Source organism: Trinickia sp. EG282A (assembly GCF_040965455.1).
GTDB classification, from domain to species: domain Bacteria; phylum Pseudomonadota; class Gammaproteobacteria; order Burkholderiales; family Burkholderiaceae; genus Trinickia; species Trinickia symbiotica.
In genome coordinates this window covers 1-14,856 of sequence record NZ_JBFRCC010000005.1, presented here as the reverse complement: position 1 = coordinate 14,856, position 14,856 = coordinate 1, and the positions used below count along the sequence as shown (strand labels likewise).

The window sequence follows — 14,856 nt, the reverse complement described above, 5'->3', positions numbered from 1 at the left end:
TTCAAATCTCCTCCGTTTCGCGCTCTGGCGCGATCAGGCAAGCCGCAACAATTTCGTCATCGTCGTGGATACTGATTGCATCGGCATCCTTCGGCAAAACCAGCTTGACGAAGTCCAGAACGTTCCTTGCGTACAGGGCCGATGCATCGGCAGCAACCAGCGCAGGAAGGTTTGTTTCGCCGACAAGTGTTACGCCATGCTTCACCACCGTGCGGTCCGCTTCGGTGAGCGGGCAGTTGCCACCGGTGCCATCTGGTCCCTTTCCAGCAGCGAGGTCGACGATCACCGAACCTGGCTTCATGGAACGAACCATTTCCTCAGTGATGAGCGTCGGTGCCGCGCGTCCCGGAATTAGCGCAGTAGTAATCACGATATCTGCCTGAGCGACGCGTTTGGCAACAGCCGCCTTTTGACGATCAAGCCAGCTCTGCGGCATCGGACGCGCATAGCCGCCGACGCCCTCCGCAATTTCCCGCTCTTCATCCGTTTCGTAAGGAACATCGATGAACTTCGCACCCAGCGATTCCGCTTGCTCCTTCACCGAAGGCCGAACGTCGGAAGCCTCGATCGACGCGCCAAGTCGCTTCGCCGTTGCAATCGCCTGCAGGCCAGCAACACCAACACCGAGAATGACCACACGCGCCGCCTTCACCGTTCCGGCGGCAGTCATCAGCATCGGAAAGAACCGCTGGTATCTGTCGGCAGCGATCATGACTGCCTTGTAGCCTGCAATGTTCGCCTGGCTCGAGAGAACGTCCATGCTCTGGGCGCGCGTCGTCCGTGGCACAGCCTCCAGCGCGAATGCGGTAATACCGGCAGCCGCAAGCTTCCCGACTCCCGCGGAGTCAAAGGGATTGAGCATGCCTACGAGCGCAGAGCCCGGTCTCATCATTTCCAGTTCCCCAGCTGAAGGGGCGCGCACTTTCAAAATCAGGCCGCAGCCGAAGACACCAGCAACGTCAGTGATCTGCGCTCCCGCGGCCTCGTAGGCCGCATCATCTGCAGCGGCAGCCAATCCTGCCCCGCTTTGCACAAGAACAGAGTGTCCAAGCGCAACGAGTTTCTTCGCAGTTTCCGGTGTGACGGCAACGCGCGACTCGCCCGCTACCGTCTCGGCGGGTACGCCAATTTGCATGAGCTCCTCCTAAGAAAATCGTCCGGATCGTCATCAGTTTCCAGACCGTATGAAGGGATCAACTCTTCAAGAACAATTCATTTTCTTTTTTTGTGGTCCCCACGCAGGTTCGAGATCGACGACACCGTCGCCGCCTCTGCGCTCAGGTAACACTAAAAAGTGCCGACGATGTATGACATCCGGCAGCACACGATGTCAGCTCTCGAGCTGTGCCAGTTCACTCAGCACTTCTGCCAACACCCGTGCCCCAGCGAACGCATCGTCGGGAGTAATCGACTCTGCCTCGTTGTGCGTAATGCCAAGATGGCACGGTATAAAGACCATCCCTGATGGACAGACACCGTGGAGGTATCTCGCGTCATGCCCCGCTGCGGAGTAGAGCTCGATTTTGCTGATTCCGAGGCGGGCGGCAGCCGAGTCGATGCGCCGCCGCATGTGATCGGGAAAGTCGAGCGACATGGCCGTCGACAGCTCCTTCACGTCGACGCGGCAGGGAGCCGCGTTCTGCTGGCAGATACCGTCAATGGCGTCCCCCAGTTTCCTGAGCACGTCCGAGTCAGGGTGACGGAGATCGATGGAGAATGTCACGCCACTCGGAACCACCGAGGGTGCGTTCGGCGTTACAGTAAACTGCCCGATGGTGAACTTCACGACGTCTTCCTCGTCGTGAATATGCTCGATCAGTGCACCGACCATAGCCGTAGCCGCGAGCAGCGCATCTTTTCTTTCGCTTCGCAAGGAGGTGCCAGCATGGGCCGCTTCGCCTTCTACGACGACGCGAAACGTACGCTTGCCCTGGATGCCGCTGACCACGCCAATAGTCTTTCCGAGACGTTCCAGCACAGGCCCCTGCTCGATATGCGCCTCCACATAGGCGAACGGCACGCCGCCCAGTGCGCGCAGGGGTACGTCAGCGAGCGCGGTGGCGGCCTTATCGAGCGCCTCCGCGACTGAGACGCCCGTGGCGTCCTTCACCGCCTTTATCTCGGCCAGGGTACGGGCGCCAGCGAACACCGCCGAGCCCATCATGCCAGGCGCAAAACGGGAGCCTTCCTCGTTCATCCACGCGACAACGTCGATAGAGCGCCTCAGGGGAACACGCGACGCCGCAATCGATTCGCATGCTTCGAGTGCTGCCAGGACGCCATACACACCATCATACTTTCCGCCGGTCGGCTGGCTGTCCAGGTGAGAGCCAGAGACGACCGGAGCAGCAGATGAGTCAGTGCCGCAGAGCCGCAGAAACACGTTACCAACCTCGTCTCGCGACTCGAGCATCCCGAATGATTTTCCCCATTCGATCAAACGTCGACAGGCGGAAAAGTCTTCGTCGGACAACGCTAGACGATTGACACCGCCGGTGACTGTGGCGCCAATACGCGCAAGCGCTTGATGGCGCTCCCACAGTCGCTCCTTCGAAACGCTGTCGGAAAATGGGTTGCTCATGATGTCTTCATGATCTGAGTTGGCACGGCTCGCGGATCCCGCGGCAGCCACCGCCCTTGCCCAACCGTCGCGTGGAACTCTGCGACCAGTTGATTGAAGAGGGCCGGCTCTTCCAGGTTCAACGTATGCCCAGCCTTCGGCAGGACGGCGAGGCCCGAGGCAGGAATCGTCCGTTTCAGAAAGATTCCCGGCTGCAGGCAGTGGTCATCCTCATCGCCCACAATCACCAAGGTCGGAACCTGCATGTCCTTCAGCCGGTCTTCGAGGTCATAGAGCGACGGTCGACGCGCCTGCACCCCACGCATCGTCATCGCTGCGCCGAGAGCGGAGTGCTCGCCAAGGTGGGCTTGAAACTCCGCCCAGCCACGCGGATCCTTCACCAGAAAAGCGATGCGTGATGCCGCCAGACCGTACGTTTTCGAGTACTGCTCAGAGCCCTGTGCCAAAAACTGCTTCGCCACCTCGTTTGAGACGCCTCGAAAGTACTCCTCGTGCTGCTTTTCCGCGCCATAACCGGCTCCGGCGACAACGAGCGACAGCGCGCGCAAAGGACGCAGCAGACCGAAGTGCAGTGTGGCGAAGCCGCCCATCGACAAACCGACGATATGCGCTTTCTGCACACCGAGTTCATCGAGCACGCATCCGATGTCGAGTGCTGCGCGCTCCTGGCTGTATGCATCGAGCGATTCAGGTACATCGGACGGAGGATAGCCTCTTGCGTTGAACGCGATGCACCGATTACGTCGTGAGAAGTAGCGCATCTGCGGCTCCCAGCCGCGCATATCCCCACCGAATTCATGCACGAAGACGATGGGATCGCCTTCGCCTGCTTCCTCGTAGTAGAGGTTGATCCCGTCGGATGTCTTGATGTACGGCATCGCTTCCCCCGATCAGAACAAGCTCGGCGGAACTTCGATCTTGCGAGCGCGTTCCACCATGGCCGGCAGCAGGTCGCAAAACCGATCAGCCCATAGCTCCGGGACCGTCAAGCTCACCTTGACGAAGCGCTCACCGAAGCGTTTGGTGTGATACGTGCCCTGACGGATCATCACACCCTTTTCCTGATAGGCTGCCACCAGCGCTTCCGGATTGACGCCCGCATCGATGGTCTCGATCACGAGCAGGTTAGCGTTTGATGGAAAGACCGGTATTGTGAGCCCTTCGATCGCCTTTGCAGTTTCTGCGACCACCGACTGATTACGACGCTGACGTCCCCAGATTTCCGGAAACCATTGCGACTTCGTCTTCAGGCCAGCGATCGCAGCGCGCTGCGACAGCACATTACTGCCGAGGTTGTTTGGCGATGCCGTCGCGAGCTTCTCGATGATGTCGGGACTAGCCAGAACGGCTCCAAGACGCATGCCGGCGAGGCCGAGCCACTTCGAGAAGCTGTACGTGACGATTGTCTTCTCAGGGTAGAACTTGTAGGCCGGCGTGAATTCTTCGGCGAAGTGGCAGTAGGTCGCGTCGTGGATCAAGTACGCGTCGACCGACCGTGCGATATCTGCGATCGCGCGAATCTCGTCTTCGGTATGGCACGTGCCGAGCGGGTTGTTCGGATCGACAAGATAGATCACCCGCGTCTTTTCCGACACCGCCTTTCGCAGTTGCTCGACAGTCAGCTTGTAACCCTGCTCGGCATTATAGATAGGCAGTTCCACCACGTTCGAACCCGCCCTGCGGGCGAACGCCATCGGCCATGCCCAACTCGGGTCCGTCGTAACGAAGTCCGTACCAGATTCGCAGATGTTCGCGCACACGTTATAGAGCGCCTCGACGGCCCCGTCCGTCACCAACACCGATGCATCGGGAATACCCATGTCTTCGCGGATCAGTTTGCGCAGCTCTTCGAAGCCGGCGGGGGGGGCGTAAGCGTGATATTCGCCGCTCTCCATCGCCTTGATTACGGCTTCACGAACCGACTCGTGCGGCTCATAGTGGTTAGTGTTCTGGCCGAGCCACATAAGCCCCGGCGTGTTGCAGAGCTTGTCGAAATAGAGGTTGCGAATTTCAAAGTTCTTCATGATTGATCCTTCAGAGACTCCGGCCGCGGGGCGACAAGGGCCCAGCCACTGCTGGGGCGATATGTCGACCTACACGTTGTCCAGCAGAAAAATAATTCGTTCTTAACGAACTACAAATTTTGGTTTCAGTGGATGCGGTTCGGTTACACCACCGTGCGGCGCGACGCAATGCCACCGTCGACTGTGAACACGGTACCCGACGTATAGCCTGATCGAAACGACGCGAGAAACAAGAAGAGGTCGGTAATTTCGTGGACCTTCGCCGGTCGCTTTAGCGGGTACTTTTCGAGCAGCTCGTCATAACGCTCGGCGCTGCCGAGCTTGTTCTCGGCGAATTTTTTCAGCATGTTGTAGATGCGCGTCGTGTCGACCGGACCGGGGTTCACACCGACAACGCGAATGTTGTCATCGAGGCTGCGGCCGCCGATTGCACGCGTCATCGCCATGATCGATGCGTTGCCCGCAGCACCTTCGATGTAGTTCGGGTCGCAGATTTCGCCGCCATTGCCGATGTTGTTAAGAATCACGCCGCCACCGCGCTGCTTCATCTTCGGGTAGATGAGGCGGATCATGTCAGCATAGCCGAAGCCCTTCAGTGCCCAGCCGTCACGCCATTTCTGCGCGTCGATGTCAAAGAGGGTACCGCTAGGAATCACGCCGGCATTGTTGACAAGAATGTCGATATCGCCCGCTTCCTCCGCGATGCGCTCGCAAGCGCCCGTTTGCGTCATGTCGACCGCCGTGACGCTTACCTCGACCTTGAAGTCTTCGCGTATGTTTAACGCGATTTCGTTTAGCTTTTCCTGCGAACGGGCCGTCAGATGAAGGTCGCAGCCTTCCTGCGCGAACGAGTAGGCCAAGCCCTCACCGATACCCTGCGAGGCGCCGGTGATAAGAACTTTTTTTCCCGATAGTTGCAAATCCATGATTTCTTCCAGCGATAGTGATGAGGTTGAGGTATCGGAAGACAGCGTGGTCCTCCGTTTAGGAATTTCATTCGTTCGGGCCCAGCCCAGCTCGCATATACGACGCTTCAGCTAGCGACGACCAGTCGCTTTGCTCATAGCCGTTGGCGAGGGCCTGAAGCAAGCTGTCCCGGACGACACCCGCTAAGGGAAGCGGCACGCGCGCTGACTCGCCCGCCTCGAGGGCGAGACGAATATCCTTGGAACCGAGCGGCAGCTTGAAGCCCACCGGTTCGTATTCGCGCTTGCGGATGAACGAGCCGTATCCGCGGTAGACGGCGCAAGGGAAAAGCGCCTCGAGGTAAACGTCGAGCATGACGTTGCGATCCACGCCATGCGCAGTACCGAGGGCCGTTGCTTCGGCCATGGCTTCGATCGCCGAGGCGATCATCATGTTGCCCGCCAGCTTCACCAGGTTCGCCTGAAAGGGTTCCTCGCCCACATGCCATGCCTTACTGCTGATTGCGTCGAACAATGGCGTGAGTCGCTCGACCGCTGACTTTGTCCCGCCCACGATGAGATTGAGGGTACGCGCCGCCGCCGCATCTGGCCGTCCGAAGACGGGCGAACCCACATACTCGATACCGGCGGCAGCGTGTAGTTCTGTGAGCTTCCTCGCGTAGCGGACCGAGATCGTTGCCATGTTGACGTGCAACAGCGGCTTGTTGACGCCCCGGAGCCACCCCCTATCGATCAGGGTGTCTTGGATCGCGTCATCGTGTGCCAGCATCGAAAAGACGATAGCGTCCTGCGCTGCCTCGACGGGACTCGCCGCGACATGTGCGCCGAGCTCAGCAAGTTCGTTCATCGGCTCCTGAAAGCGATCCCAAATGGCGACCTGGTGCCCTGCCTTCAAGAAATTCCGGACGATTCCTGCGCCCATCGCACCGATACCAATAAAACCGATGTTCATGAAAGTGCTCGCTGAAAAATGGTTGCGACCAACCGAGTACAATTCAAACTGATCAGCCGTAGCGACCGCCGCCCGCGAACCAATCGTCGAACCTCGTGTTCGTCGAAACGATCACGTTGCGTTTGATCAGGTATGACTTCAACGCGTCCCAGCCATTCTCATAACCGTAGCCGCTATCGCCATAGCCGCCCCAAATTGATCGAGGATCGTTCTTGTGGTGGTCGTTAATCCAGATCATTCCCGCCTTAATCTTGCCGGCAACCCGATTCGCGCGCGAAACATCTCGGGTCCAGATTGAAGCACCCAACGCGTACGGTGAATCATTGGCGAGCCGCAACGCATCGGCTTCGTCTTCAAAGGGAGTGACAGCCACCACCGGACCGAAAACTTCCTCACGAAAGAGTTCCATCGAGGGACTGACATCAGCGAAAATCGTGGGTGCAACGAAGTTGCCTGCGTTCAATGGAGCGTCGAGCAGAAGCGGCTCGCCACCAATCACGAGCCGTGCACCCTCCGCCTTAGCCAATGCGATAAATCGTTGACTTTGCCGAAATGACGTCTGCGAAATTACAGGACCAACGTCGGTGCCGAGGTCGGCCGGATCACCAATGCGCAGCGCGCGGACTCGCTGAGCGAACGCGGCGATAAATTTGTTATAGATGCTACGCTGAACGAGGAAACGGCTCGCGGAGACACATGTTTGCCCGGCTGCGATGAACGCTGCGAAAACCGCGCCAGCCGCTGCTTCTTCGATATCGGAGTCTTCAAAGACCACCACCGGCGTCTTCCCGCCCAACTCCAGGGTGCAGGGAACCAGACGCTCGGCCGCCGCGGCCGCAACACGACGGCCTGTGGCCGTTCCGCCCGTGAGGTCAATCCGTCTTACCTCTGGCGCCGCACACAGCGCTGCGCCAGTTGCGCCCTCGCCTGTCACAACATTGACGACGCCGGGAGGAATGCCAGCTTCCGTACACCATGCCGCGAGAACAAGAGCCGTGCAGGGTGCGAGTTCCGATGGTTTAATCACGACGGTGTTGCCAACAGCCAGCGCCGCCGCCATTTTCTTAACGAGGATCAGAACGGGATGATTCCACGGAGTCAGCAGTGCACAAACGCCGTACGGTTGCCAACTCGTCGTGGATGCAAATCCACCGCGCAACCGATTTGACTCGCCTTCGAGGCCGGGTGCAATACCGGCAAAGTACTCGATCCACTCGGGAATCCGTGACATCTGCGCCTGCATTTCGCGCAGTGGACGACCCGTGATCGCAGATTCCCAACTTGCCAGATCCTTGATTCTGCGGCGAATCAGTTCGGCGAGACTTCGAAGGAGGCGAGCGCGATCCAGCGCGTCGAGGGTGGCCCACCCCTCCTGCGCCGCAGCGGCGGCACGCGTCGCCTTCGCAACGTCATCCACTTCCGCAATCGCCATATAGGCGATTACCTCGTTGCTCGCGGGGCTGCGCACAGGCAATCGCCCCGATCCGATGATCTCTTGGAAGCGGCCATCGTAAAACACATGGTGACCGTCTTTGGCCTCAGGAAGAATATTCTCAAGCGGCATGATTTTCGTCTTCGTCTGTCTACTGAACCAATTTCTGAAAGTTGGGTAAGCGTGCAATCAAGCCGACAATGTCACTGCCTAAAAGCTCGTGTGCGCCGATGGAGCAGCACTGCGCGCTTGTGAACCTGCCACTGGATCGCTGCGATGATGTGGCCATGTTCCCCCATAGTCGAAACCGTCTGCTCTGGGAGGAAAGTGACATGCCGACACTTGCAACGCGTCGTCTGAGCATGCTCATTTGCTCCACCCTGGATCCAGTTGACCGCACGAGGAGGCCTCCGCCTCGGCAACAGAAATCGGCCCGTCGCCACCACTCTGTGACAAGTTGGAAGTTCGTCGATATTTAAACCGCTAGCATTGCAAGTCGCTCCGGAGCCGGCGGGAAAACGTGCCATGCCCCGTCTTGGTGACGAAAAAAGAAGATGGCAACGGGACCGTCCGTCCGTAGTGTCTCAACGCATACATAGCATTCACGTTTGGATCGCCTGTTTATGAACTTCGTGACCCGAACGCCCATCGCAGGATCGGGAGCGAGCCAGTGCTCGACCATCAAACGCAACGAGTTTTGCCCACTCGCCATCGACTTCCCCTTCATCGCACTGAGGCCGCGGTCCTGTCGACACAGATCTCTGGCACCTCGGCCCATCCTGGCTGAGTCCACCATGGCCCGCCAGACATCGATACGCCACCTCCAGCTCGAACATCAGCGCACCGTACGAATGCAAATATACTCTTCTTGTATTTACTAGGCCAGCAGTTTGAATACATTGAGGCCTATGGTCTTCCCTAAGTGCCCACTCACACGTTGCTCTTCTGCAAGTCGGCGCGTGCGTGCGCCGCCATGCAATGACTGCGGCGCGGCGCACGAGAGATGGGATGCTCGCGCGCGATATGGTCCGCGTCTCATGTTCGACGAGACAGCGCTCCACGCCGGTTAGCAAGCCCCGACCACACGGTCGGCGGCTCTTGGGGGGCGGATTTATGGAGATCTCTTGCCCCCTGTCGAAACAGCAGAGAGGTGACAACCTCGCGGCTTCAGATAGCGCGACCAATTAACGGTTCACGAGCTTCGCCGGAACCAGCAGGATCATTGCGGCGCCTAGGGTCACGACGCCGGCGGACACGTACATTGCGATCGTCGCGGAATGCGTGAGATCGCGAAGCCAGCCAATGAGGTAAGGGCTCACGAAGCCAGCCAATCCGGCGAAGGCGTTGATGGCTGCAATACCGGTGGCAGCCCCCGTTCCACTCAAAATTGCCGTTGGCAGGGCCCAGAAAAGCGGCCCCGGCGTTAGTACTCCTGCGGCTGCCAACGACAACCCGAGCATCGACAGTGCCACGTTGGACCCTGCCCACACTGTGATCAGATAACCGATCGCGCCCATCGCCATCGGAATGATGAGGTGCCATCGGCGCTCACCCGTGCGGTCAGAGTTCCTGCCGAACGAAATCATGCTCACGGCGCCGACGACAAACGGAATCGCGGAAAGCAGGCCAATCATGATCGGGTCCCGTACGCCCGACCCGCGAATCAAGGTTGGCATCCAGAAGGTCAGCCCGTACTGCCCCATGATCACGCAGAAGTAAATCAATGCCATCAGCAAGATGCGGGCGTCGCAAAATACCTGGCCCACCGTACTTGCAACACGCGTCTGGTGCGCGCTCGTACCATCCAGCGCGTTCGTCAGAAGCTCGGCCTCCTCAACTGTGAGCCATTTCGCGTCCGCAGGGCGATTGGCCAGATAGAAGAATGCGGCCACACCAAGAACGAGAGATGGAGCGGCTTCGATCATAAACAGCCAGCGCCAACCCGCATATCCGTGCACGCCTTTGAAAGCTTCCAGCAGGAAGCCTGAGAGCGGGCCGCCAACGATACCGGCTAACGGAATACCGACCATGAAAATGGCCAGGACGTGCGAGCGCCGACGCGCCGGGTACCACTGCATCAGATACAACACGATTCCAGGATAAAAGCCAGCTTCCGCAGCGCCGAGAAAGAACCGCAACACGTAGTACTCGGTTGTCGTCTGCACGAAGAAGAAGGCCCCGGAGACGAGTGCCCATGTCACCATAATGCGGGCTATCCACGCCCGGGCACCCACACGCTGCAACATGAGGTTGCTCGGCACTTCGAATAGGAAATATCCGATGAAGAATACGCCTGCCCCCAGCCCGTACGCGGTTTCGCTGAAATGAAGATCACCTAACATTTGCAGCTTGGCGAAACCGACGTTTACCCGGTCGAGATATGCCGCCACATAGCACAACACCAGGAAGGGGATGAGCCGAAGCGTCACCTTCCGATAGGTCTGCTCTTCGAACCCTGCTCCGCGCCGGACGCCTGCATCGATGTCTACAGCCCCGCTCATAGTTTCCTCCCTCATTTCGCCCAAGCGATGGAAAAGATAGTACTTTTGTATTCACATGTAACTCTGTTGTGTACTAATGATATGCGTTCAAAATACAACGCAAGGGGTTTTTTTAACGATGTCCCGGTGGGGCTGGCAAGCTGAAGGTTGCTGCGATGCAAGGTGAAGCCAAACGATCGCGCGGGGCGGCGGTCACGGCAGAACGCTCTGATGCTCTAGAATCGCGGATCGCGAGTAGCTGGATATCCTTGACAATGCGCAAGGAAACATCCCTGGCGGCGCGAGAAGTACGAGAAGCACGACCGCCTCGTCGCATCAAGGGGCGTCCGTCGAGGCAGCCAGATGGAACGGCATCCATGCTCGGTAAGAGGCAAGTGAAACATCGCCGCGTTGATACGTTGCAGTCCGATTGGAGTCGCGCGAAACGGCGTAACGCATCGCCTCACGGCAGTATCGGTCGGGGCGCGGCACTGTAACCGGTGCAGCTTCGTGCGCACCTGGTCGCCAAGTCGTTGAACCGGCAACGGGTCAATGGTCGGCCAAGCATCAAGGATGGCCGACAACGGCGGAAGCGCCGGAAAGCCTTCTTGATAACAACGATGGCGCCGTGCGGGGCACAACTTTCAGCGACCACCAACGCAACGAACCCCGCTGGCAACGCGTGCCTGAATGGCCGACATGCTACGGCTAGTACGCACGATGCTGTCGTTCCGTCCGCGGGTGCGCAGCTGTTTCAACGCCCGTTTCAGGAAGATGCAACATCACGAAACAGCTTGGGTGGCAGACACTCCAGATCCACGACGTTGTCGTGTTGGCCTGATGCCGTCCACACAAGTCATTCGCTTAGCAAAACAAGACCTTCTGCGTATCGGTTTCCGCTGAGAGAACAGCAAGATCCAGGTGACCATTCGCGAGCAGCGGCTGGAGTTCCGCGGTGGGGGCGCATTGCACCTCTTTCTTACGCTCGCTGACGCCCTACTCCCATGCCGACGGAGTACACAACCGAGGCGATAATAAGACCGACAAACCACGCATACGTATAGATTTGCATGAATACGCCCGGTACCGACGGGAACGCCGCCGGAAAGGCAGTCTTCAGAAAACCCGGAAGATTGGGAATCGCCCCGCACGCAAAAGCGACGACCGCAATCGGATTCCATCCGTTCTTGTATGCATAGATGCCGTCCGGCTCGAAGAGCTGCGCCGAATCTAGCTTCGTACGCCGCACAAGAAAGTAATCAACGATCATTACCCCCGCTACCGGCCCAAGCAATGCCGAATAGCCGACCAGCCAAGTGAAAATATAGCCCTGCGTGCTCGAAAGAATCTTCCACGGCATCATCGCGATAGCAATGGTGGCCGTGATCATACCGCCCATGCGGTAGGAGATACGACTTGGAGACAGACTTGCAAAATCATAAGCAGGACCAACTAGATTGGCGGCCAAATTGCAGCACATCGTGTCCAGCGTCAGGATCACCAGTGCTACCCCAACGCCGATGCCCGTCATCCGGCCGGTTAGGTCGATCGGGTCCCAGACGGCCTTACCATAGATCACGACGGTCGCAGAAGTGACGACAACAGACATCAGGGAGAGCAAGGCCATCGGTATCGGTAAGCCAACTGTCTGGCCCAGGACCTGATCGCGCTGTGATTTCGCAAAGCGCGTGAAGTCAGGGATGTTGAGCGCAAGGGTCGCCCAGAAACCGACCATAGCGGTGAGATTCGGCCAAAACGTCACCCAAAACAAACCCTCTTTCGCCCCACCCTTCACAAAGGCAGACGGCGCCGAGAGCATCGCACCGACACCACCTGCCTTTGAAGTTGCCCACCAGACGAGGGCAACACACATTGCAATCTTGACTGGAGCCGACAAACTCTCGAGTCGGCGGATCGACTCGGTACCGTGGAGAATGAAGTAGAGCTGCAAGGACCAGAAGGCGAGAAAACAACCAAGTTGACCCGCCGAAATGCCGAGCAACGGCAATACCGCCCCGGTCAACGCGTTTCCGCTGAGAATATTCGCCAGCGAGTACATCGCACTTCCGCCAAGCCAGGTGTGGATGCCGTACCAACCGCAAGCGATTACCGCGCGCAAAACCGCCGGCAATTTGGCCCCCTGCGTACCGAACGACGAGCGCACCAGCACGGCGAACGGGATGCCGTACTTTGCGCCGGCATGACCAATGAGCAACATCGGCAGAAGTACAATCATGTTGCCGAGCAGGACAGTGAATACCGCCTGCCACGGTGACATGCCCTGCCCGGTCAAACCGGATGCGAGCATGTATGACGCAACGTTCATCACCATCCCGACCCACAGTGCGGCGAAGTGCTGCCATTTCCAGGTGCGCTGACCGGCACCTGTCGGTGCGAGATCTTCGTTGTACAGTTCGTCCCCTAAACGCTGCTCGCCTGCACTACCTACAGCAGTAACCTGACTCATGACGCCCGCTCCTTCCCGTGTCGTCGACCTAATATCCAGTAACCGCTGCATCGGCGAGCGGCAGATGACTTCACTGCATGTCGGTTCCTAAAAATCGCCTCCAGCCCTGCTCGCCTTCAATCTTCGCCCTGAGCGATGGGTGCGATCGAAAACATCATTCGAAATTCTCTTGCGATCGCGATTGCACTGACGAATGAGATCGCGAAGCGGGTCTCCTTGCATCTCTATGTAGAGCGTATGAATACAATACAACGCTGTTTGAGATCCGTCAGACGCATCTTCCGGATACAAAAATATTCAAACATTCCGGTTTACCCTAGGCTGCTCAGACACGACAGGCCTACGCCTCAGTGCTGGAGATAAGAACTGTCCTCCCCGTCGTTCAACGACGGCCAAGGTACGGGCGACCCCGCGCGACCGCATCGCACACTCGGTCGCTACATTCAAGCTCTCCAGCGCATGGTCAACGAAACAGAAGACTTATTCAGATAAGTGACGAACCTGTGAGCGAAAAGGACCAGGACGATGCAGGTCCGATCGCGATCCATGCGATCGGTCGCACCACGATTGTCATCGCACACCGCCTGTCGACCGTACGCGCCCCGGACCGCATCCTCGTGTTCAATGCCGGCCGAATAGTGGAAGCTGGGACACACAGCGCATTGCTGCCCGCGATAGCAGCCACTATCGGAGTGTGTTTGAATGCCAAGCTGGCGAAATTTCGCCGCAGGTAACTGTGCGGACGTCTAAGTGATCGCGTTCAAGGACATCAATTCAAACTGACTTGCAGCTCATCAAGCGACTTTCCCCGCTGCCGTTTGTCGTTGAATTGCTCGAACACGAGAACTCTGTCAAAGCGTGATGACCGCGCGCACGCGCTTCGCAGTCAGCGCGACGACTGCCAGTGCCAGTGGAAGAAACGACAGCCAGAGCACTGTGTTCAATCCATATGCGGCGAGCAGTCCGCCGGACAGGAAGGACCCAAGGGCTGTCGCTCCGAATACGAGAAAATCATTAAGCGATTGCACGCGCGCCTTTTCTTCCGGTCGATGGCATTCGAGCACGAGAGCCGACGCCCCGACAAAGCCGCAATTCCAACCCACCCCGAGGAAGATGAGTGTGGCCCAGAAATGAGCAACGTCGACACCGAGCAAGCCGGTCGCCACCGATAGCGCCGTAAGCGCCAGTCCGGCCATAACCACCCTTAGTGCACCGAAGCGCGCGATCAGCCTACCCGTGAAAAAACCCGGCGCGTACATCGCGATGACGTGCCACTGAATACCGAGATTCGACGATGTCTGCGATAAGCCGCAAATTTCCATCGCCAAAGGGGCAGCAGTCATGAGAAAGTTCATGAGAAGGTACGACACGACTGCGCAAATCACAGCCGTAACGAACCGCCCCTGGGTGACGATAACGGCAATCGGCCTGCCGCTTGCAACTGTTGCCACGGCCGGCTTGGGCAGACGGACACCTCGCAGCACAATTGCGGACAACGCAGCTACCGCGCCCTGCGCCAAGAAGGTCGCAGCAAAAGTGTACTGTGACCACATATTCATGGTCCAGGTGACGAGCTGAGGCCCGATCACACCCGCAAACACCCCACCTCCCATGACAAACGAAAGCGCCCGCGAGCGACGATCGTGAGGTACGCAATCAGCGGCTGCAAAACGAAAAGAAAGCACAACCGCAGCATATGCGCCGCCGAGGAACGTCGCACTGCAAAACAGCCAAAACGAGCCCAACACGACGGCCCAAGCTGCAAGCAAGCCCGCCAACACACCTAAGCCAGTTCCCACCATGAAGGCGACACGACGTCCGTAGCGTTGCGCGACAGCCCCCGCCGGCAAAGAGCTCGCAGCCATGCTGCGTATTTCGGCGAACGTGACCGCCGATTTCGGGAACGTGACCGATTCGGCGAGTTTGGGCGTTGCGCGGTGTCGATTGTAGATTTCCTTGTCAGTTTTGGTCGAGTTCGGGCTCCAGCATGGTGG

At 58.4% G+C, this 14,856-nt stretch carries 10 protein-coding genes and 1 pseudogene; 1 reads left to right on the top strand and 10 read right to left on the bottom strand.

Annotation, left to right across the window (positions count from 1 at the left end; translation table 11 throughout):
• Position 1: 1 nt before the first annotated feature.
• The 9 genes from AB4Y31_RS22925 to AB4Y31_RS22885 form a co-directional block, all read right to left on the bottom strand.
• The gene (locus tag AB4Y31_RS22925; RefSeq protein WP_368675971.1) at positions 2–1,135 is read right to left on the bottom strand and encodes a Re/Si-specific NAD(P)(+) transhydrogenase subunit alpha; all 1,134 of its coding nucleotides are present in this window, start codon (positions 1,133–1,135) and stop codon (positions 2–4) included.
• A 195-nt stretch (positions 1,136–1,330) separates the two neighbouring features.
• Positions 1,331–2,581, bottom strand: coding sequence for a M20 family metallo-hydrolase (locus AB4Y31_RS22920; protein WP_368675970.1), 1,251 nt, complete (start codon positions 2,579–2,581; stop codon positions 1,331–1,333).
• Positions 2,578–3,459 carry an alpha/beta fold hydrolase gene (locus AB4Y31_RS22915; RefSeq protein WP_368675969.1) on the bottom strand — a complete coding sequence of 294 codons (882 nt, stop codon included), beginning with the start codon at positions 3,457–3,459 and terminating at the stop codon, positions 2,578–2,580. Before AB4Y31_RS22915 ends, AB4Y31_RS22920 begins: the two co-directional genes overlap by 4 nt.
• Positions 3,460–3,471: 12 nt before the next feature.
• Positions 3,472–4,605: a pyridoxal phosphate-dependent aminotransferase gene (locus AB4Y31_RS22910; protein ID WP_368675968.1), complete on the bottom strand. Its 1,134-nt coding sequence runs from the start codon at positions 4,603–4,605 to the stop codon at positions 3,472–3,474.
• Positions 4,606–4,748: 143 nt separating this feature from the next.
• Positions 4,749–5,531, bottom strand: a complete 783-nt coding sequence (locus AB4Y31_RS22905; protein WP_102607051.1) for an SDR family oxidoreductase — start codon at positions 5,529–5,531, stop codon at positions 4,749–4,751.
• A gap of 67 nt (positions 5,532–5,598) precedes the next feature.
• Positions 5,599–6,483 (bottom strand): NAD(P)-dependent oxidoreductase, encoded by an 885-nt coding sequence (locus tag AB4Y31_RS22900; protein ID WP_102607052.1) that lies wholly within the window; start codon positions 6,481–6,483, stop codon positions 5,599–5,601.
• 52 nt (positions 6,484–6,535) lie between these two features.
• The gene (locus AB4Y31_RS22895; protein WP_368675967.1) at positions 6,536–8,047 is read right to left on the bottom strand and encodes an aldehyde dehydrogenase family protein; all 1,512 of its coding nucleotides are present in this window, start codon (positions 8,045–8,047) and stop codon (positions 6,536–6,538) included.
• Between the two features lie 1,052 nt (positions 8,048–9,099).
• On the bottom strand, positions 9,100–10,416 hold the full coding sequence (locus AB4Y31_RS22890) for an MFS transporter (protein ID WP_368675966.1): 1,317 nt from the start codon (positions 10,414–10,416) through the stop codon (positions 9,100–9,102).
• A 958-nt stretch (positions 10,417–11,374) separates the two neighbouring features.
• The gene (locus AB4Y31_RS22885) at positions 11,375–12,862 is read right to left on the bottom strand and encodes an NCS1 family nucleobase:cation symporter-1 (protein WP_368675965.1); all 1,488 of its coding nucleotides are present in this window, start codon (positions 12,860–12,862) and stop codon (positions 11,375–11,377) included.
• A gap of 554 nt (positions 12,863–13,416) precedes the next feature.
• Between AB4Y31_RS22885 and AB4Y31_RS22880 the strand changes: the two are divergent.
• A pseudogene (locus AB4Y31_RS22880) lies at positions 13,417–13,616 on the top strand (ABC transporter ATP-binding protein); the annotation flags it as partial.
• A gap of 97 nt (positions 13,617–13,713) precedes the next feature.
• Here the strand turns inward: AB4Y31_RS22880 and AB4Y31_RS22875 are convergent.
• Positions 13,714–14,856 (bottom strand): MFS transporter (locus tag AB4Y31_RS22875; protein ID WP_368675964.1); only part of this gene is annotated, 1,143 nt, incomplete at its 5' end.